Consider the following 25,476-nt stretch of genomic DNA (forward strand, 5'->3'; position numbering starts at 1 on the left):
TTTTATTCCCCTCCTTTTTCTCTCTTTTTATACCAGTCTCTAAATCTCTCTTTACTTGGTGCCGGGAAATCACGTACATCTGTCCATGGCTTCATTGGACCTGGTCCTTTTTGAATGCTGTTTTCTTTCGTAAATGGTGCCATGACAGATGAAGCTGATTTTGTACCTGTTTTATATAGACTTGGTGAACTAGCTGCAAGTTGAAACCCTTTCATCGCAAGTTTTTCACCGAATGGTGATTTCTTTTCATCTTCAACAATTTTTCTTCGATGTTTAATTAAAAGTTCATGAAGAGGTATTTTTACTGGGCAGACATCTGTACATGCTGCACATAATGATGATGCATAAGGGAGTTCCTTATAATCTTCATAACCTCCAAGCAACGGTGATAACACTGCACCAATTGGTCCTGCATAGATTGAGCCATAAGAATGTCCACCAACATGTCGATATACTGGACATACATTGACACAAGCTGCACAACGAATACAATGAAGGGCACTTTGAAATTCAGTTCCCAGAATATTTGAACGTCCGTTATCAACAATAACCAGATGGAATTCATCAGGTCCATCAACGTCTCCTTCGTCTTTTGGTCCAGTTAATCCTGTAATATAGCTGGTTAATTTTTGTCCAACAGAGCTTCTGCACAGTAGACTTACCATTATATCTAGTTCTTCCCATGTTGGAACGATCCGCTCCATACCCATAACTGTAATTTGTGTTTTTGGTAAAGCGGTTACAAGTCCGGCATTTCCTTCATTTGTGACTAGACTTATAGAACCAGATTCCGCAACAGCAAAGTTACATCCTGTAATTCCAAGATCTGCACTTAAGAATTCTTGCCTTAATTGCTCTCTAGCAAAAAGAGCAAGTTCTTCAGGAATTTCCGATTTATCGTAGCCTCGTTTTTCTTTGAATGTGTCACGAATTTGTTCTTTATTTTTATGAAGAGCCGGAACAACGATATGGGATGGTGGATCATGATCATCAAGCTGAAGAATATATTCACCTAGATCCGTTTCTATTACTTCACAGCCCGCTTTTTCGAGTGCGCTATTTAAGTGAATTTCTTCTGTAACCATTGATTTTGATTTAACGACTTTCTTAGCTTGTTTTTCTTTTGCTACTTTTGTGATGTACTCATTTGCCTCTTCCTTTGTTGAAGCAAAAAATACATGCCCCCCACGCTTTTGCACATTTTCACTTAACTGTTCCAGATAGTAGTCAAGATTTTGAAGAGTATGTGATCTAATCTCTTCACCAAGCTTACGCCATTCTTCCCAATTACCCAGCTCTTCTGTTGCCAACTGGCGTTTTCCCTGCATTCTCTCTTGTGCGGATGCAACAGCATTGCGCATAAAGGAATTGTTTACACCTTTATCAACACGATCAAAAAACTTTTCATCACTAATTTTCATCGCCATTTCACTTCACCTCGCTGTTCAATACTTCTGCTATATGCATGACTTTAATTGGTTTTCCTTTTCGGTTAATTCTTCCCCCGATGTTCATTAAGCAGCCACAATCAGCGCCAATTAATACTTCTGCACCTGTTTCTTCTATATGTCTCACCTTTTCATCTACCATTTGCTCTGAAATCGGAACCATTTTGACGGAAAAAGTTCCACCAAATCCACAGCAATCATGACTATTCGGAAGCGGTTTTACCTCTAATCCATCAACATTGTCTAATAGCTTGCCGGGTGCGTCCTTTACACCTAGTAAGCGTGTCATATGACAGGATTTATGATAAGTTGCACAAGCCGGTAAACTAGCATTCACGTTTTCTACTTTTAGTACTTCGACAATAAACTGAGTTAATTCAAATGATTTTTTTGCTAATTCTTTAGCTTTTTCTTTCCACACCGGCTCATTTTCGAATAGATGACCGTATTCACGTAGCATCGCTACACATGAACCGGATGGACCTACAACATAATCTGAATTCTCAAACGTACGAATCATGTGTTTTGCCACTTCTTTTGTTTCTTTATGATATCCGCTATTAAAAGCAGGTTGTCCACAGCAGGTTTGCTGTTCTGGAAAGTCAACTTCACAACCAAGCTTTTCTAAAAGCTCCACAGTGTGTTTTCCAACATTCGAATAAAACACATCTGCTAAGCATGTAATAAATAAGGATACTTTCATTTCCTAATTCCCTCCATTCATTTTTGGAGCAATCTTTTTTATTGATTATACTACTAAACCCACAAAATATCACCCGTTTTTATTTGTTTTTTTGGATTTGTTTTTATTTTAATTAGATTCATGAGTTTTTTTGGAGGATTTCAAAAATCATTTATTAGAATTAGTGAAGGACTTTTTACTGCTGTAGGGAGCGGCTTTTGACCTTCATTGCCTCTATGAAGGACTTTTCCCTTCTGTGACGGTTGGCTTTTGTCTTTCATTGCCCCTATGAAGGACTTTTCCCTTCTGTGACGGTTGGCTTTTGTCTTTCATTGCTCATATGAAGGACTTTTTCCTTCTGTGATCGGTGACTTTTGTCTTTCATTGCTCATATGAAGGACTTTTCCCTTCTATGACGGATGACTTTTGGCTTTCCTTCCCCCTATGAAGGACTTTCCCTTCTATGATGGATGACTTTTGTCCTTCATTTCCCTTTGAGGGACTTTTCCCTTCTATGATGGTTGGCTTTTGTGTTTTCTTCCCATTATGAAGGACTTTTCCCTTCTGTGACGGTTGGCTTTTGTCTTTCCTTCCCTTTATGAACGACTTTTCCCTCAAAGAATAAACCCCTTTTGTACTTCACTCTCCTTAACCCATTTCCAAAAATAAAAAAGCTGCTGAGTTCAAAAACTCAACAGCTTTCATTTAATTATTTAGTTTCAGTTACATTTTTCTTTTCAGTTTGAGCTTCTGTATTTTCAGCTTCAATCTCAGTATTACTCTTTTCAATAACTGACTTCATTTCACTATAGTCATACGTTGAACGATCAACAGGAGTGAAATTTTGTGGTGTGTAGAAGCGTAAAAGATCTCCTTCAACAAGCTTATCAGAGTAGCTTAATTTCATCTCAGCAATCTCTTTTAGCTTTAATGCTTCATCTGTCGCTTCTATTTCAGTTCCAGTCGCTGAGTCAAAGTATTTACCACCAGTAGATACTACTTCCGGACTGACAAAGTCACCATTTCTAAATGGAACCAGCTCATCATGTTCTTCAGATAATAAATCTGTTCCAAATTGCACATACTGTTTAGTATCAATACCTAGTAAATGCAATAATGTTGGAAGAAGGTCAATTTGACCACCGTATTGGTGCATTGTTCCGCCTTCAAGACCAGGTGCATGAATAAATAATGGGACTCTTTGAAGACCTGTACTTTCAAATTGTCCAACTTCTTTACCTAGAACTTTAGACATTGCTTTATTATGATTTTCTGAAATACCGTAATGGTCACCATACATAACAACAATTGTATTTTTATCTAAACCGGATTCTTTTAGATAATCAAAGAATTCTTTTAATGCCTCATCAGCATAACGTGCTGTCTGGAAGTAATTATCAACAGACATATCTCCAGTTGTATGAGGTTCAATTGTTGCTAATTCCTGATTCATTTTATAAGGATAATGGTTTGTTACTGTAATAAATTTTGTGTAAAACGGCTGTGGTAATGTTTCTAGTAATGGTTCTGATTGCTGGAAGAACGGCTTATCCATTAACCCGTATTCAGCAAGATCTTCCGGATTTAAATCATAATAACTAGAATCAAAGAAATAATCATATCCAAATGATTTATATATTTCGTCACGATTCCAGAAGGAACCCTTATTACCGTGGAATACAGCTGACGTATATCCTTCTTGACCTAAAATAGCCGGTGCAGATTGATACGTATTTAAACCTTTTGTTGAGAAAGCAGATCCTTGCGGAAGCCCAAACAACGAGTTTTCTAGCATAAATTCCGCATCAGCTGTTTTTCCTTGTGCTGTTTGATGGAAAAAGTTATCGAAATACAATGTGTTAGAATCCTTTGTTAAAGAATTCAAAAACGGTGTTACTTCCTCTCCATTTAACTTATAATCGATAATAAAATTCTGAATCGATTCTAAGTGAAGATAAACAACATTCATTCCTTCTGCAGCACCAAAATATTCAGGATTTGGGCTTGCATAATTAGAACGAGTATAGTTAAGCACTTCTGTAATATCATTACTATCCGCCATTGCACGTTTAGCAGATGCTCTTGTGCTTTGAACAGCATCATAAATCGTATAATTGTACATACCTAAATATTTCACAATATAGTTTCGGTCAAATGTTCTTGTTAGAAGCTGTGGACGATCTTTTTCAGCAAGTCCAAGGTTAATACTCATAATAAGAATTGCTGCTAATAGAACAGCCCCTACTTTTCTAAGCTTAATGACCGGTAGTTGTTTGTTTTGGCGACGGAATAAAATTCCTAAAACAAGTATAATAATCGGATCTAAGAAAATTAAGAAATCAGTTGAATGCAATAGTGAAGTTACACTAGTACTAACATCCCCAAAGTTCTGTGTTTGAGTCAATGTTGGAAGTGTAATAAAGTCACTAAAGAATCTGTAATAAACAACATTGGCAAACAATAAAAAGCTCATTAAAAAGTCGAACACAATTAACCATAGTAATTTTCTTTTTCTTGATAGTAAGGATAATCCAAGGAACAATAGAGCTGATCCTAATGGATTAAAAAATAATAGAAATTCCTGCAAGCCATTTTCTAAGCCTAAATTAAATTCATTATGTTGAACGAAATATGTTTTTATCCATAATAATAAAACAGCTAAAAAGAAAAGGCTCATATAATTATTTTGGATGTTATTAAAAAACTTCCTCATTATTTCACCTCTTGTTCAAATTCAAATATCAAAGTCATTCAATTATTCTATTAGATTTTCATCATAAAGTAAAGGTCTTGCTGTTAGTCTAATTTTCCCAAATATTTTTCATCAACTGTATTCTGGCATGTAAACAATATCATTAACTGGTCAACAACATGGTATAATGACTAAATAGTACACCTTTTCCTTTTGGTAGAATAATATAATTTATTTTATTCATATTAACATATAGGAGAAATTGGCTCCACAGTATATAATAAAGATATAATATGTTTGATTTTTCACAATTTTGAGGTGCCCAATGTCATATAAAAAAATAATTTTTCTTACCGTAACGATAGGTATCATCATATTTTTGATTCCATACTGTATTCCCATTATTTTAGCACTGTTAACAGCTATATTATTAGAACCTGCTGTACAGGTTGGAATGCGTTCATTAAAAATAAAACGGCAGCTAAGTGTAACGATTGTTTTTATCCTGTTTCTTTTAATTTTTGGATTAAGCGGCTACTGGATCATAACTACACTAGTTGTTCAATTGTTGGATGTGACGAAAAACTTTCCGGATTACTATTATCTTTTCGCAGATGAAGCACAAGAGTTATTCAAGCACTTCCAGGGTTATTATATTCAAATCCCTAACGAATATCTTTCAACCATTCAGCAAGGGATAGAATCACTTAAAGACTTTGTATTAGGATTAGCTACTTCCATTACGAAGAACCTGTTTGATTTTATTGCATCTATTCCATTAATTTTAGTACACACTATTATTTATTTAGTAGCCATGTTTCTATTTTGCCTTGACTTGCCAAAAATTAAGATCAGAGTGCTAAGTATTTTTTCTGATTCGAGTAGAGAAAAAATCGATTTGGTTGTTAGTCAATTGTTAAAAGCATTTATCGGTTTTTTTAAAGCACAAATTATCTTCTGTTTCATTACGTTCGTTTTGTCTTTTGTAGGGCTTCTTATCTTAAAAGTAGAGTATGCACTTGTTTTATCACTTTGCGTTGTTTTAGTTGATATACTGCCTATCTTAGGAGCAGGTTCCTTCCTGGTTCCTTGGGCAATCTACAACTTTGTGTTTGGCAGCACACATCTCGGAATCGGATTAATTATCCTTTTTGTCGTTATTACGATTGTCCGGAGAGTGATAGAGCCTAAAATCCTTGGAGCCAGCATAGGTATCAGTGCACTTTCGGCTTTGATAAGTATGTATATTGGATTTGAATTAATAGGATTTATAGGGTTGATCATTGGTCCTGCTCTCATTATTATTCTGCAAGCTTTATATCAAGCAGGATTTATTAAAATAGGTAAGCTGAATAAAATATAACATGTACGGATCCCTTCTGTTTAAAAACACCCTCTACGTGTTGAAAAATAGAAGGGGTTTTTTTACATAATTTATGAAAGAAATTGCTCCTGGAGCATTGTATAATAATAGCTTGTGTTTGATGGTATTATCGGTGAGTAAACAAAAAGTGTAGAAGGTCCGTATTCAAAAAAGATGGACCTTCTACACTTTTTTAGGGGGTTTTATATACTAAAGTTTTCTATTAATATGCAGTCCAGCCAGCATCCGCTGTAATAACTGTACCATTAACAAAACTTGAGTCTTCTGTTGCCAAGAATAAAGCAACCTTTGCGATTTCCTCAGGTTTTCCTACTCTGGGATTTATCCCTAATCCCGGTTGAATACGTCCCATCCCAAATTGATTAACTCCAGTCATTGATGCTGAAATATTCGTTTCAACTCCACCAGGAGCAATTGCATTACAACGAATACCTTGTCCAGCATACATATATCCAGTGTTTTTGGTAAATCCAACAACAGCATGTTTAGATGCAGTATAGGCAGCACCGGCACGTGCACCATTTAAACCGCCTGCTGAGGCAATATTAATAATAACCCCCTTTTGTTTCTCTAAAAAGATTGGCAACACTTTGCGCGTACTTCTCATAACACTGTTCGTATTTATAGCAAAAACTCTTTCCCATTTTTCATCATCAATATCACCAGCTGGCTCAAAATTATCCATGATGCCTGCATTGTTGACAAGAACATCTACAGTACCATATGTTTGTACAGCTGTATCAATCAGGTTTTGAATATCCTCTTCTTTTGCCACATTTGCCGATACAGCAATTGCTTCTCCTCCTGCTGATTTTATCTCCTCAACAGTTGCGTTTGCTGCTTGATCATTAATATCTGAAACGACTACTTTTGCTCCCTCTTTGGCGTAAAGTACAGCGATTTCCTTCCCCATACCAGAGGCTGCTCCAGTGACTACTGTTACTTTGTTTTGAAGTTTCATATTATTTCCTCCTCATTGTCATCGTTTTCATATCAAAATAAACAACATTTGTTTATTATCTCTACTCTTTTATAGTAAAATGAATTCATTAAGCATTCAATCAGCAAATAAACCCCGGATTGTTTATTATCCAACACATCCCTTATCATTTGTTTACTATTGATGTTAAATTGAACAATTGGAGGCATTATGTATGCATAGCAAAAATAGCTCTGTAGATCGGAGAATCCTAAAATCTCAACAAGCTTTAAAAAAGTCATTACTAACGCTTATGCAGCAAAATGCATTAAAGGAAATTACAATTAAAGACATTGTGGAGGGTGCAGATTTAAATAGAGGGACTTTTTATAAACATTACCAATATAAAGAGGATTTACTTGATAATATTCTGGAAGATGTGATAGAGGATTTAACATACTCATTCCGCGAGCCATATAAAGACAGAGAAACCTTTGAAATAGAAAACCTAACGGTTGCTTCTATAAAAATTTTTGAACATGTAGAAAAGAATAAAGAATTTTATAGCTTAATGTTAAAATCAAATGTTCTTTCCGGATTTCAAACCCGAGTTTGTGACGTGTTAAAAGATTTGGCTCTTCAAGATTTACAAGCTCTGTTACCAGATTCCAAAGTGAACCGCGAACTGCAGGTTACTTATCACTCCTATGCCATATTAGGTATGATCACCGAATGGATTAAAGATGGGTTTAAATATAGCTCCACCTATCTTGCGGAACAATTACTAGAGATTCTAAGGTATAATAAAGTAGATACTGTTTTTAAATTAAGTGTGAATGAAGAGAATAAATAATATCACCTACTACATCGAGAGAGGTAAAATAATGAGTACAGAACAATTTAATCTACAAGACCTAAAAAAAGTGAAAATAGAATTAACACGATTTATGATGGCCTATCAATTTGCTTTAGATGAAATAAATACGAAAATTAATATTTTGAAGGATGAATTCACATATATACATGACTATAATCCAATTGAGCATGTAAAATCCCGCTTGAAATCACCAGAAAGCATCTTTAAAAAAGTGATAAAAAAAGAATGTCCTTTATCTCTTGATTCTATTAAGGAAAATATTCGGGACATTGCAGGAATTAGAATTAACGTTTCATTCATTTCAGACATTTATGAAGTTAGCAAGCTTCTTGCTAACCAAAAGGATATTCGTGTTGTTGAATATAAAGATTACATCAAAAATCCAAAGCCTAATGGATATCAAAGTCTTCACATGATTTTGGAAATCCCTATTTTCATGTCAGATCGGGAGGAATTAGTAAGTGTGGAGGTACAAATCCGTACCATTGCGATGGACTTTTGGGCAAGTTTAGAACATAAAATCTATTATAAATATAATAAAGAAATTCCTAAAAGATTGCGGCAGGAACTTAAGGATGCTGCGACCGTTGCGACACAGCTCGATCAAAAAATGGAGCGTCTAAACCGGGAGATTAACGCTTATAAAGAAACGGCAGCTGAGCAGGAAGAACTAGACTCTATCATTACAATTGATAAAAATCAATTTCAACTACCTTTAGCATTAATTGAGTCTTTCATTTCGGAAAAATAGTGATAAAAAATACCGTCACCCCTCCTGGTAGACGGTATTTTTTACATTGAAAGCCTTCACCTTTTTATTGCCTTCAACAACATCGCTTCCTCTAAAAATGATCTAACCTGGTTATCTTCTATATTAATTCTAAATTTGCATTTTACCTTTTCTGGGGCGTTAAGAATAGTATCTGTTAAATCTTCCTTTACCTTTTCAGATAAATGCATCCGTTCACACCAACTCATAAATTCAAATCTTTTTTCAAAGCGAGAAAGTTCATGTATTTCAAATCCTTCTAATTCTATTTTCTGGATCCACTCTGTTTTTTTCCATGCACGATAATGGCTATAATCTCTTATTTTTTCAATTTTATTATAAAAGTGATCAAATAGTTCTTCCTCTGGTGCAACATTATCATCTAACAGAAATTGCCCTCCACTTTTTAACACACGATAAACTTCACTTATAAATTTTTCAATATTAGGAAAATGGTGTGGAGCAATTCGACATGTAACGATATCAAATTGGTCATCTGAAAAAGGCATATTTTCAGCATCACCTTCAACAAACATAACATTAGAATGTCCATTATTATGAATAAACTTTTTAGAAGCAGTCAGCATTTCCGGTGTCAAGTCCATGGCAGTTACGTTTTTGACTAAGGCAGCAAAAGCATTTGCTGTATGTCCGCCTCCTGTGGCGACATCTAAAACTACTTCGTTTCCGGTTATATCAGCCATTTCGAGCATTCTTTTCAGATCAGTACCTTTTCGGTGGATTTGGCTTTTCACATAATCATCAGCACTCCGGCTAAATTGCTTTTTCACATCGTTTTTGTTACTCAACTCATTCTCCTCCATCTCTTGTTTTTAGTATTTTATTAACTAAGATTTATTATAGAGATAAGAGTAAGATAAGAAAATTACATTCATTTTATGAAAGTAAATAAGGAAAAGTTATGATTGAATTTTTTTATTATAAAAGCTGTTTTTTGCATATTTTGTTGTTTTTTATGTATTTTAAATGGAGAAAAATTAGTTCGTTCCATTGCGCTCCAGACACTATAAAGTATAAATAATATTCATAAGCAACAATCTTTACGAAAACAGCTATTATAAAAAACAAAAAATCCTTAACACCTCATTATTAAGCTGCTAAGGATTTTTCAGTTGTATGTACCTTACTACTTACTTAATAAACCAACCATCTGAAGTCCATAAACAATACCATCTTCTTCAACAGACTTTGTCACATGTTTTGCTACAGCCTTTACAGATTCTTCAGCATTTCCCATTGCTACACTATTTGTAATCTTGGAAAGCATTTCAATATCATTTAATCCGTCCCCAAATGCATATTGGTGTTCTGATGGGAATCCTAATTTTTCTACAATCTTTTCAATTCCTTTAGCTTTGGATCCTCCGTTAGGAAGAATATCTACAGATAATGGATGCCATCTGATAAAATCAAAGTCCTTGAAATTTTCTTCGTATTGCGTTTCTTCTCCTTCACGACAGAAAAGAAGGGATTGATATAATTCACGACCTTTATAGTAAAGTGGGTCATGTGTAGGAAAACGGTCAATTTTCAATGTGTTAATACTCTCATTAATATAAGCATGCTCTGGAACATTTGCTTTCATATCTTCGTGGTCCATATACACAACAGGATGCTCATTTGAAAGGGCCGTTTCTGTTAATTTTTCAAGTGAATCTATATTTAGCGGATTTGAATAAACGACTTCACCGTTTAATACAACATACTGACCGTTATAGCTGACATATGTATGAATATCTAATTCTTTTCGCAAATCCTCAAACATAAAGGGAGCTCGACCTGTTGCAATCGCAACTTCATGCCCCAGTTCTTTTAATTGAAAGATTGCTTCCTTCGTTGAGGTTGGCAATGTTTTGTCATGTTTCAGCAAAGTTCCGTCAATATCAAAAAATATTACACTTCGATTTGTCATGATGATTCCACCTTTCGTTTTTCTTTTCCACTTGTCATTATATAGTAAAAAAATGAAATTTTACATAAAACCACCTTAAACGGTACCTCTTTCAATGAATTGAACAGAAAATTCTTTATGTGTAACCTCTGCATTAACTGCTTGTAGAAACATATTTTCTCCCATTTCCTCAAGTGGTAGTTCAAACGAGGTAATGTTCATCATTCTTGCGATTGGCTGGTTATCAAATCCAATAATAGCAAGCTGTTTCGGTATTGAGATGTCTAAACTTTGACAGGCTGTTACAATTCCGGCTGCCACCTGATCATTTGTCACAATTAGAGCGGATGGAGTATTGGTCATTCCGAGGATTCTTTTTAACACTTTCTCACCGTCCTCAAAATAAAGACACTGATCAATAATATACTCTTGATTGTACTCTAACTGGTACTTGTTCACAAAATTGCTATAAGCCAACTCCCGCTGGCGGCTATTTGTTCCAGTTTTTCTTCCAATACAATAGCCAATGTTTCTGTGGCCTTTTTGATATAAATATTCTAGTGCATTAACAAATGTTTTGTAGTGATTGATAAATGTAGTAGATAACTCTTTTCCCTTCATATTTTCACACAATACGATCGGGCCATACTGTAAATGATCTTCAATAGTAGAAACATGACAACTTCTTGAACAAATGACCAATGAATCAATTTGCTTGTGTTTTAACATGTCTAAAGCTTCCAATTCTCTACTTTTCATATAATCGGTTTGAAACAATACCAATTTGTAATTATGTTCAAGCGCCTGCTTTGCTATCCCTTTTAGAAGGAGAGCAAAATAAGGATGATCTGAGTAAGGTAGTACTACCCCCATCAATAATGTTTTTCCTCTGCTTAAATGAACAGCATTTATATTTTTATGGTAATTACTATCCTGTATCGCCTTTAAAACTGCATTCTTTTTTTCCTCACTAACATATGGATGGTTGTTGATGACACGAGATACCGTTGTGACCGAAACTCCAGCCATCTTAGCTAAGTCTCTAATATTTGTCATATTCTCACCTTCACTCATTGTGCTAGTCTTTCTTAGATTTCATTCTACCATTGCTTTCCACAAAATAATCTTCAAAATTATTAATAGGTTTGACTTTTACCGATTGCCCGGAACTTGTTATACACAAATAAGCTGCAGAATAGATAACAAAGCATAATATCATTAGTCCTAACATAAGGATCTCTCCTCGCTTTTATTATTTGTTTATGAGTGTAATGTATGAAACGCGTTCCAGGTCAATAGGTGAATGGAAATTTTAGAAAAACACGACTTACCGCCAAGAATGGCGGAAGTCGATGTCTTTTCTTATACTTTAATCCTTTAGTATAGTTAAACTTTCTTAAAGTATAAAAAGACCTTAACTTACAAACATAAGTTAAGGCCTCAGAATATAGACAGCTGCAAAGTGATCTGTTGTGATTTCTCTTATAGTGATTTACTCTTATTTTTATCCTAATCCAAAATTTACTCCCCAAAAATTGAGCGCAATAAAATATCCGGTATAAAGTGACTGACTAAGAAGGATGAAGCATCCAAGCATTGTTGGCAATAATTTCACACTGGAAAAAATTCCACCTTCAGCATTCTTTTTCCTAAAGCTTTTTCTCCAAATTTTAAACACGTTAATAATCGATTGGATAAGAATAAACGATGCTAGAAAAATACCTATGTGCATAATGGCGAAATCGATCTTGAAATAAATGGGTAAAGCTAAGAAAGTAACAAAAGACAATGCCCAAACGATACCTCTAACATTCCGAATCCAAAATAAACTAGTAACTAATAATACCCCAATAAATAGGAACAGAATTAGTTGATAGTTTTGCTTTGAAACTAAATAAAATAAACCAACTACTACAAGAGATTCACATGTATGTCCACCATATGTGATAAGAATGTGTTTCATGCGGGAATGTGAATGTTCATTTAAATTAACCGATTTTTGACCAATCTTTATTTTTTTCGCATTTTTCCCTTCTATTAATAATCGAATTACTTCATGGCACAGCTTGTTACAGCAAGAAAAATAATGTCTCACTAAAGGAATGTAAGCGACTATTAACGCCATTAATAAATAAACAAATAAAGGGTATAGATTATTCATCAGGAATCTCCTTCCTCAATAAAATACGAACAAAAGCACAAGCGCCTTGATCAGCCTCGGGCAAATAAGACGCAAAGGAATAGAAGACGTTCTTTGTCTTCAATTCCTTTGTGGCTAGACCCTAGAGGGGCTAGGCGCTGGAGCTGGATGTCGCGCACTTATCCACAGTTCAAGAATTTTATAATTTCCTAGACGATTAAAAAAGAAGCACTATATGTAAACAGCTAGTGCTTCTCTTAAACTGACTCTATTATTTCACTTTGCTCTCTTTTTCACTTCGTAACTTTTCAAGTTCACTATTTACTTCATCTTCATTCACATAGTTACGATAATAAGCATCATGCTGAGCTATAGGACTTATAAATTGGTTGCCTGCTTGTACCTCTGCTTCCATTAGCATGATCTGTTCTTCAGCTCGGACAACTCCTCTGGCAATTGTGTCCGTTTGGAAGGATGCAGTAGCATTCTGAATTTGTTTAATGGATTGAGCCACATTTACTCTTGATGCCAAAAGGACTTTTTTGTGTTGTAATTCCCTGTAAATTTCCTGGAGTTCCTGAAGCTTGTCCTTAAGCATTTGAGTTTGCCCTTGTATCGCTTCATATTGTTGTTGAAAAACATAAAGTTGTTTATCATAATTTAATTTTTCCTGAACAGCTAATTTCGCCATATGTTCTTCTTCATGCTGAATAGCCAACTTAGCTTGTCTTGTTCTTTTATCGATAACGTTCTTTGTGTCATGAATCAGTGCAGCTTGTTTATTTTCGACAAAAATTTGACGAGAGAGGGCCTTTTGGGCTTTTACCATTTCCTGCTCCATCTCACGTGAATATTCATTTAGCATGGCAATCGGATCTTCCGCATTATCTAATAAACTATTAATATCTGCCTTTGCAATTGTTTTTATTCTTTTAAAAATACCCATTTTAGTTATTCTCCTTCTTATTCGATATTTTTCTTTCCCATTGGTCTAATATATTTTCATTTTGGTTAGCTGGTTTATGTGAATGCATAAGGGATGTATCAATGAGCTGTTGCATGGATGAGTTCTTTGCTTTTTTTCTAAGCATTTTCACTAAAAGAACCAATAAAGCAACGCCTATGATAAGGAATACCAGAAAGCCTATCCATGAAAATCCTCCATGCTGAGGACCATACATTTGGTGATGTCCCTCAAAACCTCCCCGTGGAGCCATTCCGCCAGGTCCATGTCCATGCGGGCCTGATGCTAGAGCACTACTAAAACCTCCTAGCAAAAAGTAAACTCCCAAAACCATCGGAGTAATGATTGCACCCCAGAATACTGTTTTCTTCATCTTAATCTTTCCTCCTTTCGTTTTCGATGTGTTTAGAATAATAGAGTTTGGTGAAAAAACGGTGAAAGGAAATAGGTTTATTAAAAACTTTTTCCACTATTAAAAAAGACCTTATACCATTTAATGGTATAAGGTCAGAAAAAGTCTTTTTCTATAAGCCAAATAGATTAGGCAAGAATAAACTTATTTGAGGGATATATGTAACTAACACAACAATCGCAATGATCGCAACATAAAACGGGACTAGGGGTTTTAAAAGTTTTTCGATCTTTACCTTCCCTATGCTCGCTCCTACAAATAATCCAGTACCAACAGGTGGTGTAATTGTTCCAATACATAAGTTGAAAATAAAGAATATTCCAAAGTGGACCGGATCAATTCCTAAGTTTGTAGCAATTGGTAAGAAGATTGGTGTAAAGATTAAGATAGCTGGTGCAATATCCATAAAGGTACCAATCAACAATAAGATAATCGTAATACATGCTAGAATAACGAATTTATTATCTGAGATACCTAAAATTAAATTACTAATTGCTTCCGGTAATCCTGTCAACGCCATAACAAAGGACATACCTGATGAAGCAGCAATTAAAAACATGATGACTCCAGTCATTTTAACTGCTTCTATTAAAACACTTGGTAATTGTTTAAGAGATATTGATCGATAAAATATTAAAGCTAAAAATAATGAATAGACCACACAAACTGCTGATGCCTCAATCGCTGTAAAAATACCTGTGAGTATTCCTCCGATAATAATCACAATCAATAATAAACTTGGAATCGCTTCAACGATGATCTTTTTTCCTTCATTAAAAGAAACCCTTGGTGCTACTGGATACTTATTTTTCTTTGCAATAATATAGGCCACTAACATCACAGCTAATCCCCATAATATTCCTACAACATAACCACCCATAAATAAGGCGGCAATAGAAGTGCCTCCACTTATTAATGAGAAGATAATAAACGCTGAACTAGGCGGGATTAGCATCCCCGTTGGCGCTGATGCAATATTAACTGCAGCTGAAAATGTTTTATCATAACCTTCTTTTTCTTGCAGTGGAATTAGGGTACCACCAATTGCGGTCGAGGCAGCAATAGCAGAACCGGATATAGACCCAAAGAACATATTTCCAATAATATTTGTGTGAGCCAATGAACCAGGTATTCTTCCACCTATCAACTTAGCTAAGTTTACTAGTTTGATAGCGATTCCACCATTATTCATAATAATTCCCGACAAGATGAAAAATGGAACAGCTAGCAAAGAAAAGCTATCTAAACTTGTGATCATCTTTTGTGCAGATGTAAATAAAGACACATCAAATGGTAAAACAATTAAAACGGTAGCTAATGAGGCTGCAGCAATACTTATGGCAATGGGAATTCCTATAAACATAAGGACGGCAAAAACGCTTATTAATATTAAACTGGCTTGTAACTCCATATGGTTCACCTACTTTCTTTTATTAGAATTTCAAGATTAACTTGCACTTCTCTCTTCCATCATTGTTTCTATTTTTTTCTTTCTATTTAAGATGTGCAGAATATTTATTGAGCTGTAAAAAAGAATAAATACTCCCGACATAGGTAACGCCAAATAAACATATCCCATCGGCAAATGCAGTGCTGGAGAAATCTGGGCCATCGTTAGAGATACAGCCTTTGCACCACCATATACCATAACCGTTGCAGAGAATAAGAGGAAAAATACTTGAATGACGATATCTAATTTATTTGCAGATTCTTCATCTAGACGGTCTCTCAAATATGTAATGGCAATATGCTCACTTCTTCCAACAACATATGCAGTTGCAAGCATCGCAAGCCAAATTAAACTATACCTTAACAACTCTTCTGTAAATGTACTAGGATTTTTCAAAATAAAACGGCTTAACACTTGCCAAGTTGCAACCGCTATCATAACTAAGAATAATGCACACGTCAGAAATTCTATGACTCTATCGACACTTTTCTTTACATATATCATCGTATCGCCCTCTATCATTTATTTTCCTTCATCTTCATGATCTCTTCATATAGCTGTTTAAACGTTTCATTTTTAGCAAATTCATCATGTAGCGGCTGGACCGCTTCCTGGAATGGTTCTTTATCAACTTCATTAAAGATCACATTAAATTCATTTTCTGATCTTTCTTTTGCTTGATCTACTGCATCCTTCCAAACAACTTTTTCAAATTCTGTAGACTCTCTTGCAGCCTCGTATACAGCCTCTTGCTGATCTTTTGTTAAGCCTTCTAATGTTTCTTTATTAATGACCATTATATCGGGAACTCTTGTATGTTCATCATACGAATAATATTTCGCTACTTCACCATGACCGGCTTCTGTTATCGCAAACTCATTATTTTCAGCACCATCTAAGATACCTTGTTGCAAGGAGGTATAGACTTCTCCACTGTCCATAGGAGTTGGTGAACCACCTAAAAGCTGAACCATTTTGATGGCTGTTTGACTTTGCATAACTCTGATTTTCTTTCCTTTTAGATCAGCCGGTTTTTCAATGGGGCCCTCTGTCATATAAAAACTTCTTTGACCTGAATCATAATAGGTCAACCCAATAAACCCCAGTTGTTCTGTTGATTGATAAATAGGTTTAACAAGATCACTATCCATAACCCGATAGAAATGCTCTTCATTATCAAACAAATAAGGAAGCCCAAATATGGAATATTGATTTGAGAAGCTTTCCAGTGCTGATCCACTAACTTTCGTAATATCTACTGCACCTGTTTGTGTTAATTCAATTAATTCCCTTTCTCCACCAAGTTGACTATCCGGAAAATATTCAACTGTTACCTCACCATTTGTTTTCTCAGACAGGAGCTTTCCAAACTCGGCCATCGCATCTTTAACAGGCTGACTATTACTCGCATAAGCAAATCTCAAAACTATGGAATCGTTCTCATTTTTGCTATAACCAGTAATTAAAATAACAGACAATAAGCCTATTATGATAATCGGAATGATTTTCTTCAATTTATTTCCCCCTTTTGTCCATGTTTTTAATAGACTTGGTGTCAAATGAACCAAGCCTATTAAAATGAAATACACTCTTTTTAGATATACTCGTATAAGAATTCGGCCAAGCAAAGTACAGCTAATGACTGACCGTATGGCATTGTCGTGATTTTAATTTCTTTATAAAACTCCAATGAATCCCCCATGCCTGTCCCTACAGATACTTTTTGTAAGGCACCCTCTTCATTGATTTCTTCAACTATTCCTTTAATTGCTTTATAAGCTACATCCCTGTACTCCTGGCTTATATAGCGTTTATGGATCGATTTTAAGATACCATAGGCAAAGCCTGCTGTTGCAGATGCTTCCAAGTAAGAGGTTTTATCATTAATTAATGTATGCCATAATCCGCTTTCATTTTGATATTCAGCTAATGCTTCAACCTGTCTTTGTAAAGTATCGATCAGAAATTCTCTTAAGAAATCTCCTTTTTGTAAATCGAGTATTTCAATAATTTCTGGTATGGCAATTGTAATCCAACAATTTCCTCTTCCCCACAATGCTTCTGCATAATTATGGTTTTCTTCAAATGTCCACCCGTGAAACCAAAGTCCTGTTTTTCGATCACTTAAGTACTTGATATGAATTAAAAACTGTTTTTTAGCTTCTTCGATGTATTCCTGTTTATTGAAAAGCCTTCCAATTTTGGCTAAAGGTAATACGGTCATCATTAATGTATCATCCCATAGCTGATTTTTATTTTCAGGACCATATGTCATGTGCTGAAGGCCATCTTCCTTCGTACGGGGCATTTCATACATAACCCACTCTGCCCAGCTTTCTAAATACGGAACGAAAGTCTGATCTTTCGTTTCTTCGTATAAGAATGCTAATGTAAGAAGCGGAGCCATTGTGTTTACATTTTTAGGTGGAACACCTTCTTCAAATCTAGCATTAAACCAGTCTGTTATAATTCTCAGTGCCTTCTGATCATTTGTTAATTTCCAATATTTAAATATCCCATACAACCCGACACCTTGCGGCCAATTCCACACATTCCAACTTTTATCATCAACAACTAAACCATCAAAGTTTAATAGAAATTCTCCTGTATCATCACTGATTTTTGAAAGATTATCCATTAAGACATCTATATAATTTAAGATGTCAGTCTTTTCGAGAGATGCTTGTTTTTGTACCATTATTTATACCCTCCTATTTAGGTTCAACATTCATGTCCAGTTACCTTAATATTAAACGTTTTCATTTTTACTTTTATTAAATTATACAATTTCTATTGCTTATGATAAGATGAACTATTTACTCGAAGTGTTGTTTCTTTTTTTCTGTTTTTGTTTGGTTATTTCCATTTTGATTATAAAGAAAATATTTTATCAGGTCAATGAATTTTTAGGTAAATTTATAAATAATTAAGAACATAAAAATTCAGTTTTTCTGCCTAAATAAAGCCTTATCATAAGAAATTTTCTTATATTTGTATTTGTTCACTACCTATAAATATTATTTTTATAGATGTATATATATCATTTCCTCTTCCCTATATTGATAACAATTGTATTAATCTGTAAAAACCTCAATAATATTTGTTTGTTAATATCTGTTTATGTTTGTTTATGTTTGTTATAGTTTCATTATAGCACAAACAAAAAAGATGACAACGATTTAATTATCGGTATCATCTTTATTTCTTCCTATATCCTGCTTCGTCCATCAGTGTGCATACTGATTATACCTTTGCAAGATGCAGCATAATATTCTTTTCTTGGAATTTTTCTTGTACATGTTGATCGAGGTTAGAATCGGTTACAATTTCATTCACCTCTTCAATAGTAGCAAATTGAATAAGGGCAACCTTTTCAAATTTTGTTGAATCCGCTAACAGTGTAATTTGATCTGCACAATTAATAATTTGCTTTTTCCAATCAGCATGAATACTATTAAAAACTGTCAATCCATGATCGACTGATACACCTGTTGTTCCAAAGAATAACCTGTTGACTCTCATACGACTAAGCATTTCCGTAGCCTGTGCCCCCATTAATGAGGAAGATTTGTCAATTCTCATCCCACCTAAAACCATTAACTGAACATTTGTTTTATTTAGTAAAACATTTGCAATCTTTAGGTCGTTCGTAATAACGGTTATAGGAAAATCACCCAATAGCTCGGCAATTGCAAGGGTAGTACTTCCACCGTCCATTAAGATTGTTTCTTTTGGTTGTATTAACTTAACTGCCTCTCTTGCAATAGCTAGCTTTACATCACTATAACCTGATTGGCGCTCAGCTATTGGAAGCATTTTTCCGGCGTCCTCAGCTATTACTGCACCACCATGTATCCGATTCAACAATCCCTTATTTTCTAAGAGTTCAAGATCTCCTCGGATAGTTTTTTCAGTAACACCCAAAAGGATGCTAAGCTCAGACACTTTAACAATTTTATTTTTATCTAGTTGATCTAAGATTCTTTCATGCCGTTCTAAAGCAAGCATATTGTTCCCCCGTGATTTATACATTTTCTATATCATTATAGGATAAAATCATACAAAAACAAACATCTTATCTATTTTTGTGTTAGTAAATGTATTTCATATATTTAAAGCTGCACAAAAAGCAACCTTCTTAAACGAATGGTTGCCCCTATGAATTATTCTCCTCTTGCTTCTTTCACTGCTTTTATAAACTTTGATGCCGTTGCTGTTATTTCACTCAGATAAGCTGATGTAAGCTCCTTTTTCGTGTTGACCAACGAGCTGCCGACCCCTACTCCAGCTGCTCCTCCTTTAATATATTCACCAACATTATCTACCGAGATTCCACCAGTTGTTATAAGCGGAACTTGTGGCAGTGGTCCATGAATGTCTTTAATATAGCTTGGTCCAAACACATTTGCCGGAAACACTTTAATTAAATCTGCACCATTTTCATAAGCGGTAAGGATTTCTGTTGGTGTTAGTGCTCCCGGAATGCTCACAACTCCATACCTTTTTGCCATTTCAATTGTTTTACTATTTGTCGTAGGAGAGAAAATAAATTTAGCCCCGGACATGATGGCAACTCGTGCTGTCTCAGCATCAAGTACAGTACCTGCGCCAACTAGAACATCATCAAGCTCTAAAGATGCTTTTTCAATTGCTGCACAGGCACCTGGTGTTTCAACCGTTATTTCCAATACCTTAACTCCACCTGCTTTTAATGCTTCTGCAATGGCGATGATATTATCAGTTGTTGCCCCACGAATGACAGCAGCTACTCCGGTTTCCTTTATTATTTCAATATGACTCATTTTATCTTCTCCTTATCGAACAACATCTTCGCTGTTTTTATTTAGTATTTGTTCTACTTCATCTCTTTCCGGTAAACCATCAACATCACCATTAACCATTGTAACTAAAGCACCGACAGCGTTAGCTCTTTCAACCGCTTTTCCTAGTTCTAAGCCGTCAAGTAAACCTGATAGAAAACCGGCAGCAAATCCATCTCCTGCTCCAACAGGATCTACAACTTGCTTTACAGGAAATCCAGGAATTAAAGCGCTCTCTTTTTCAGTGAAAAAATAAGCACCCTCCGCTCCCATTTTCAAGACAACAACTTTTGCACCTTGTGCTAAAAATAATTGTCCGAGCTTATGTGGATCACTTTCTCCAAATAAAAATTCACCCTCAGCTATACCAGGCAACACAATGTCAGCTTCTTTGGCCATCTTAAGCAATGTGTCTCTTGCTGTTTCCTCATCCCAAAGCTTTGTGCGGAGGTTTGGATCAAAGACAATCGTGCTACCATTTCCTTTGGCTAACCTTATTGCTTCAAAGACGGTTTCCTTACAACTTTCACTTAATGCGGGTGTTATACCTGTAATATGAAGATATTTAGCTTTACTAAGATAATCATGATTAAGATCAGTTGGTGAAAGCTTGCTCGCGGCAGAGCCCTTTCGATAATAGTAAACTCTTGTACTATTCTGTCTTCTCGGCTCTTTAAAATAGATACCTGTTGGTGCCTCAGAATCAAATATTACCTGACTAATGTCGACATTTTCTCCTTTTAAACTGGCAAGGACAGCTTTTCCGAATTCATCATCACCAAGCTTGCTAATCCATCCGACCTTATGTCCTAATCTTGCCAATCCCACCGCAACATTTGATTCAGCTCCTCCGATTTTTTTTGTGAACTGAGAAGCATTTCTCATAAAACCGTCACTAGTCGGTGTGAAAACAACCATAGATTCTCCAAGTGTTACGACATCCATATAACTCCCCCACAACCTAAGTTTATTTTTGTTTTAAAATTATCTTTTTTGTTCACTTATGTATAGTATATAATTTGTTGAAAAATTTCTCTATACTTTTTATTAATTATGTGAATATTTAATGTAAAAGGAAATGACACAAGGTGGAGCAGATGTTGTCATTGAAGCTTTAGGGATGGATGGTAAAATGACAGATTTAGAATTCCTTGCAAGCGGACTTTATAATTTTAAAAAGAGGAACCGTTACAAAACAGTTCCTCACTTTCTTTCCTATTTCCGTTAATTTCTTTACCTATAGACCGAAAAACGCCAAAAGCTTTTGCCAAATAGAAGCCGTTTCTTCCTGCCTTTCTTCACGAACGTTCATTTGATTAGTCTCACTAGTAACTTCTATTCCTTTAGTATCTGAGGAAACAGTTGCTGCCTCTGTTTCTGTATTAGCAATGGATTCAACTGTTTCAGTCGTTACTTCTTCATCTACATCCTTCTCAAATATTAATACATATGTTTTGCGATCCTCATCGTTTTCGACGATAACAGAAATCGCTGTTTTTGTTTTATCACCAATTGTCACTGTTGAGTTATCCGAGATCTCCTCATCTTCAATAAAAATGTCTGCATCTGATTCCTCAGCATCAGCAGAAATGGTAAGACTCGATACGTCGCTTGCTAATGAAATATGGTACGTATACACGTCAGATGAAAATGTCTTGCTCCAGGTACCATTAGACACGGTTAGAGAGTCGAGATTTGCCGTCGTCTTTGTTTCACTCGTCCCTGTTGCAGATGATGAACCAAGATTCGCGGTATTCTTTGTACTACTATTAACATTTGAAGTTGCCAATACAGCTTCACTAGGTATAGGGTTTGTACCACGATTATTTGATTCTGTTGTTGATGGTGTTACACTTGCCTTACTGCTGTTTGAAGAAGTTTCCGTTGTTGGCTGAATTTCCTCTGATTGATCTTTTTTTTCATCTGTGACGTTTGAACTTGAATCTTGCTGTGCTTGCCTTACGACGGTTACAGTATATATTTTTTTCTTGCCGTTTTCTGCTGTTACAATGATTGTCATTGTCGTAGAGCCAACAGGTAGTTGGACTTTATGGCCTTCGCCACCTTTGACGGTAGCACCATTGATCGTTACGGTTGACGTGTCAGCTTTTGTTTTAGGTTTTAAGGTTAATTCAATAATCTCATTTTTTACTTCAATATGATAATCTGATTTTTCCGAATCAAAGCTAAGGCTCCCATTAGATAACGAAAGGTTGGAAAGTTGATTATTGTCATTTTTTGCACGAACGACTGTAAGCTTATAAGAAGATACTTCCGTTCCATTTGTAACGGTAATCTCAAATTCATTATTTCCAGTAGAAAGCTGTAAACTTGTTTTTACCCCGCTCTCAATTGCTTCACCATTAATCGTGATCAAATCTGCTTCCTCTTTTTTTTCAACTAATATATTCATCGTTTTTATTTCGTTTCCAACTGATGCAGAATACCCCTTTACATCAGGTGAAAATGCCTGATCAAGCTGAAATTCATCAATTTTTACTGACTGTAATTCAGCAGAGTTTTCAAGTATAGTCGTTTCCTCTGCATGTGCATGAGAAATTGGATAAGCTGATACATTTGCCCCAATAATCGTACCGGCAGCAATTAATTTTATTCCCAGATTTCGTCTCATTTTTGATTCACCTCTCAAAATTCATGGTATATTTGCTTCTATATTTATATAGCTTGAGTTTGTTGTTTTTTCCTTGTAAGCCAAAATAATAGTATCCAGCAAATACCAAGTCCAAGAGATAAGCAATTTACCATAAGACCAGGTCTGCCATTTTCAAAGCTTCGTAAAGTAGAAGAAAAAGAACTTCTGTCTTGTTGCCCTATAGTCATTTGCATCTGATCATTCCGGGTTGATGGATCCAGTGTGTCTTCTTGATTACTTGAATTGCTTGAATCTGTTTCTTCCTCACTATTTTGAGGTGCTGTACCACTGAAGCCACTACCTCCTCCATTAGCATTAAGACTTCCTCTATCAGGAAAACCCTGAGGCGATCCTGAGGAAGAATAATTGATAATTCCTAGTGATGATTGAATTAGTAACAATACTAATACCAAAGATCCAACCAAGTGCAATATTTTTTTCATATGTTCTTCACTCCTATTAAATATTTAATTTAGAAATCTAAAATTTATCTCTTCTATTCCTGACGCAGAGCCTGAATTGGATTTAACTTAGACGCTTTATTTGCAGGGAATACCCCGAAGATAATACCAATAGCGAAAGAAAACAAAAACGCAGCTAATGTTACTGTTGGTGAATATGAAATTGCCAGACTAGAGAATACCTCAATTAATTTAGAAATTCCTAAGCCCAAAGCCACTCCTATAAGTCCACCTATTACACTTAAAACCACTGCTTCAATTAAAAATTGCAGCAAAATAAATTTTCGGTTCGCACCGATAGCTTTTCTGATTCCAATTTCCTTCGTTCGCTCCGATACAGAGACAAGCATTATATTCATAACACCAATTCCGCCGACCAACAGGGATATACTTGCGATACCGCCTAACATAACTGTCATTGTATCTGAAACAGATGACATTGTTTCCATTAAATCTTCTTGACTTGATACTGAATAATAGTCACTTAGATTTGGAAATAGAGTCGTCATCACACCTTGTACTTGAAACTTCGCTCTGTCTACCATTTGTTCATCCTGTGCTTTCAGATAAATTGTGCCAATCGTTGTACTTTTCGTAAGTCTTTGTGTAGTAGAAAGAGGAGCAATAATGACACTGTCACCACTTGTACCAAGTGAGCTGCCTACTGACTCCAGTACTCCAATAACCTTAAAAGATATCCCATTAATTTGAACACTTTCTCCAATAGGATTCGTTCTAGGGAATAATGTTGAAGCAGTATCAGAACCTAATACAACCACTTTTTGTCTTAATTCATTTTCCATGTCTGATAGAAAGCGCCCCTGACTCAGAGATAAATCCCTAACATTTAAATAGGAAGATGTTGTACCTGTTATAGATACTTGTGTAGAGTTCTCACCATACTTAGTCGTTACTCTCCCTGAGACAATTGGAGCTACCTCTGAAATCCCATTTAATTCATTAAATTGATCAAGCTGATCTTCTTTTAACTGAACAGATTCAGTATCTGTTACACTAAGAGTTAATAAGTTTGTTCCAAGACTGCCAATCTCTTCTGTAACTGAGTTTGAAGAACCCTGACCGACTCCTACAAGTGTAATGACGGATGCCACCCCTATGATAATTCCAAGCATGGTAAGGAAAGCTCTTAATTTATTGCCTTTGATACTCTTTAACGCCATCTTGATCGATTCGAGCAGGTTCAAACCAGTCACCTCCATTTTCAAAAACTTTACCATCATGTATCCGTATAACCCGTTTAGCTTGTTTAGCAACCTCTAAATCGTGTGTAATTAAAATGATGACATGTCCTTTTTCATTTAATTCCTTAAGTAATTGCAATACCTCTTTGCTTGTCTTACTATCCAATGCACCAGTTGGCTCATCAGCCAGCAGGACAGAAGGGTTGCCCGCAAGTGCCCTTGCAATTGCTACCCTTTGCTGTTGTCCACCCGAAAGCTGAGTTGGAAGATGTTGGTATCTACCATTCAACCCCACTAAATCTAAGCAAGCAGCTGCCTTTTCTCTACGCTCTTTTGCTCCCAATCCACGATAAACAAGGGGAAGTTCAACATTTTCTAAAGCTGTCAGCTTATTTAATAAATTAAAGTGTTGAAAGATAAATCCGATTTTCACATTACGGATCATAGCAAGTTCTATATCTTTCATCGTTGCGACATTTTTCCCATCCAATAAGTACTCTCCTGAATCTGGTATATCTAAGCAGCCAAGCATGTTCATAAAAGTAGATTTACCTGAACCGGAAGGCCCGATGATGGATAGGAAGTCCCCTTCATAAATTTGAAGGGAAACATCCTGCAAGGCATGAACTATTTCATCACCAAGCTCATATGACTTTTTCATGTTTTTGATTTCAATAATTGGTTTTGTCAT

At 35.4% G+C, this 25,476-nt stretch carries 24 protein-coding genes and 1 pseudogene; 4 read left to right on the forward strand and 21 right to left on the reverse strand.

All coding sequences use genetic code 11. From position 1 onward, the window contains the following. Window positions 1-2: 2 nt before the first annotated feature. The 3 genes from BK577_RS21965 to ltaS all read right to left on the reverse strand — a co-directional run bounded on the left by BK577_RS21965 (window position 3) and on the right by ltaS (window position 4,843). Complete coding sequence (locus BK577_RS21965) at window positions 3-1,427, reverse strand: LutB/LldF family L-lactate oxidation iron-sulfur protein (RefSeq protein ID WP_078434900.1); 1,425 nt, start codon at window positions 1,425-1,427, stop codon at window positions 3-5. A 1-nt stretch (window position 1,428) separates the two neighbouring features. Next, window positions 1,429-2,151: a (Fe-S)-binding protein gene (locus BK577_RS21970; RefSeq protein ID WP_078434901.1), complete on the reverse strand. Its 723-nt coding sequence runs from the start codon at window positions 2,149-2,151 to the stop codon at window positions 1,429-1,431. A 688-nt stretch (window positions 2,152-2,839) separates the two neighbouring features. Then, a complete protein-coding gene (ltaS, locus tag BK577_RS21980; protein WP_078434903.1) occupies window positions 2,840-4,843 on the reverse strand; it encodes a lipoteichoic acid synthase in 2,004 nt (667 codons plus the stop codon). Between the two features lie 304 nt (window positions 4,844-5,147). On the opposite strand from ltaS, the gene ytvI reads away from it, so the two are divergent. Beyond that, window positions 5,148-6,185, forward strand: a complete 1,038-nt coding sequence (gene ytvI, locus BK577_RS21985; protein WP_078434904.1) for a sporulation integral membrane protein YtvI — start codon at window positions 5,148-5,150, stop codon at window positions 6,183-6,185. A gap of 223 nt (window positions 6,186-6,408) precedes the next feature. On the opposite strand, the gene BK577_RS21990 is transcribed toward ytvI, so the two are convergent. After that, window positions 6,409-7,167: an SDR family oxidoreductase gene (locus BK577_RS21990; protein WP_078434905.1), complete on the reverse strand. Its 759-nt coding sequence runs from the start codon at window positions 7,165-7,167 to the stop codon at window positions 6,409-6,411. A 193-nt stretch (window positions 7,168-7,360) separates the two neighbouring features. Here BK577_RS21990 and BK577_RS21995 point away from each other — a divergent pair, with 193 nt between their 5' ends. Together BK577_RS21995 and BK577_RS22000 are read left to right on the forward strand one after the other, a co-directional pair. Continuing rightward, window positions 7,361-7,978, forward strand: a complete 618-nt coding sequence (locus tag BK577_RS21995) for a TetR/AcrR family transcriptional regulator (protein WP_078434906.1) — start codon at window positions 7,361-7,363, stop codon at window positions 7,976-7,978. A gap of 31 nt (window positions 7,979-8,009) precedes the next feature. Next, a complete protein-coding gene (locus BK577_RS22000) occupies window positions 8,010-8,753 on the forward strand; it encodes a GTP pyrophosphokinase (protein WP_078434907.1) in 744 nt (247 codons plus the stop codon). A gap of 56 nt (window positions 8,754-8,809) precedes the next feature. Here BK577_RS22000 and BK577_RS22005 read toward each other — a convergent pair whose 3' ends face one another. The 13 genes from BK577_RS22005 to BK577_RS22065 form a co-directional block, all read right to left on the reverse strand. Next, entirely contained in the window at window positions 8,810-9,580 is a 771-nt protein-coding gene (locus BK577_RS22005; RefSeq protein ID WP_078434908.1) for a class I SAM-dependent methyltransferase, read from the reverse strand. Window positions 9,581-9,918: 338 nt separating this feature from the next. Further along, on the reverse strand, window positions 9,919-10,704 hold the full coding sequence (locus tag BK577_RS22010) for a Cof-type HAD-IIB family hydrolase (RefSeq protein ID WP_078434909.1): 786 nt from the start codon (window positions 10,702-10,704) through the stop codon (window positions 9,919-9,921). 75 nt (window positions 10,705-10,779) lie between these two features. Further along, complete coding sequence (locus tag BK577_RS22015; protein WP_078434910.1) at window positions 10,780-11,739, reverse strand: LacI family DNA-binding transcriptional regulator; 960 nt, start codon at window positions 11,737-11,739, stop codon at window positions 10,780-10,782. Window positions 11,740-12,187: 448 nt separating this feature from the next. Then, on the reverse strand, window positions 12,188-12,844 hold the full coding sequence (locus BK577_RS22020) for a M50 family metallopeptidase (protein WP_078434911.1): 657 nt from the start codon (window positions 12,842-12,844) through the stop codon (window positions 12,188-12,190). 250 nt (window positions 12,845-13,094) lie between these two features. Continuing rightward, complete coding sequence (locus tag BK577_RS22025; protein ID WP_078434912.1) at window positions 13,095-13,769, reverse strand: PspA/IM30 family protein; 675 nt, start codon at window positions 13,767-13,769, stop codon at window positions 13,095-13,097. A gap of 1 nt (window position 13,770) precedes the next feature. Then, on the reverse strand, window positions 13,771-14,160 hold the full coding sequence (locus tag BK577_RS22030; protein ID WP_078434913.1) for a hypothetical protein: 390 nt from the start codon (window positions 14,158-14,160) through the stop codon (window positions 13,771-13,773). A 151-nt stretch (window positions 14,161-14,311) separates the two neighbouring features. Continuing rightward, window positions 14,312-15,610: a TRAP transporter large permease gene (locus tag BK577_RS22035; RefSeq protein WP_078434914.1), complete on the reverse strand. Its 1,299-nt coding sequence runs from the start codon at window positions 15,608-15,610 to the stop codon at window positions 14,312-14,314. 36 nt (window positions 15,611-15,646) lie between these two features. Beyond that, window positions 15,647-16,171: a TRAP transporter small permease gene (locus tag BK577_RS22040; RefSeq protein WP_245823554.1), complete on the reverse strand. Its 525-nt coding sequence runs from the start codon at window positions 16,169-16,171 to the stop codon at window positions 15,647-15,649. After that, entirely contained in the window at window positions 16,168-17,163 is a 996-nt protein-coding gene (locus BK577_RS22045) for a TRAP transporter substrate-binding protein (protein ID WP_078434915.1), read from the reverse strand. The genes BK577_RS22040 and BK577_RS22045 overlap by 4 nt, the downstream gene beginning before the upstream one ends. A gap of 80 nt (window positions 17,164-17,243) precedes the next feature. After that, a complete protein-coding gene (gene bglB, locus BK577_RS22050; RefSeq protein WP_078434916.1) occupies window positions 17,244-18,347 on the reverse strand; it encodes a beta-galactosidase BglB in 1,104 nt (367 codons plus the stop codon). A gap of 545 nt (window positions 18,348-18,892) precedes the next feature. After that, the gene (locus BK577_RS22055; RefSeq protein WP_078434917.1) at window positions 18,893-19,657 is read right to left on the reverse strand and encodes a DeoR/GlpR family DNA-binding transcription regulator; all 765 of its coding nucleotides are present in this window, start codon (window positions 19,655-19,657) and stop codon (window positions 18,893-18,895) included. A gap of 155 nt (window positions 19,658-19,812) precedes the next feature. Further along, window positions 19,813-20,451, reverse strand: a complete 639-nt coding sequence (locus BK577_RS22060; protein ID WP_078434918.1) for a bifunctional 4-hydroxy-2-oxoglutarate aldolase/2-dehydro-3-deoxy-phosphogluconate aldolase — start codon at window positions 20,449-20,451, stop codon at window positions 19,813-19,815. Window positions 20,452-20,463: 12 nt separating this feature from the next. Beyond that, complete coding sequence (locus BK577_RS22065) at window positions 20,464-21,414, reverse strand: sugar kinase (protein ID WP_078434919.1); 951 nt, start codon at window positions 21,412-21,414, stop codon at window positions 20,464-20,466. 127 nt (window positions 21,415-21,541) lie between these two features. On the opposite strand from BK577_RS22065, the pseudogene BK577_RS26530 reads away from it, so the two are divergent. Beyond that, window positions 21,542-21,634 (forward strand): annotated as a pseudogene (locus tag BK577_RS26530) (hypothetical protein); the annotation flags it as partial. A gap of 72 nt (window positions 21,635-21,706) precedes the next feature. Here the strand turns inward: BK577_RS26530 and BK577_RS22070 are convergent. Genes BK577_RS22070 through BK577_RS22085 form a run of 4 tightly spaced genes read right to left on the reverse strand, consistent with a single transcriptional unit; the run spans window position 21,707 to window position 25,476 of the window. After that, complete coding sequence (locus BK577_RS22070; RefSeq protein WP_078434920.1) at window positions 21,707-23,101, reverse strand: cadherin-like beta sandwich domain-containing protein; 1,395 nt, start codon at window positions 23,099-23,101, stop codon at window positions 21,707-21,709. A 44-nt stretch (window positions 23,102-23,145) separates the two neighbouring features. Further along, entirely contained in the window at window positions 23,146-23,565 is a 420-nt protein-coding gene (locus tag BK577_RS22075) for a hypothetical protein (RefSeq protein ID WP_078434921.1), read from the reverse strand. 53 nt (window positions 23,566-23,618) lie between these two features. Next, entirely contained in the window at window positions 23,619-24,788 is a 1,170-nt protein-coding gene (locus BK577_RS22080) for an ABC transporter permease (RefSeq protein ID WP_281252632.1), read from the reverse strand. Continuing rightward, complete coding sequence (locus tag BK577_RS22085) at window positions 24,736-25,476, reverse strand: ABC transporter ATP-binding protein (RefSeq protein WP_078435362.1); 741 nt, start codon at window positions 25,474-25,476, stop codon at window positions 24,736-24,738. Before BK577_RS22085 ends, BK577_RS22080 begins: the two co-directional genes overlap by 53 nt.

It is taken from the genome of Metabacillus halosaccharovorans (assembly GCF_002019635.1).
Classification (GTDB): domain Bacteria; phylum Bacillota; class Bacilli; order Bacillales; family Bacillaceae; genus Metabacillus; species Metabacillus halosaccharovorans.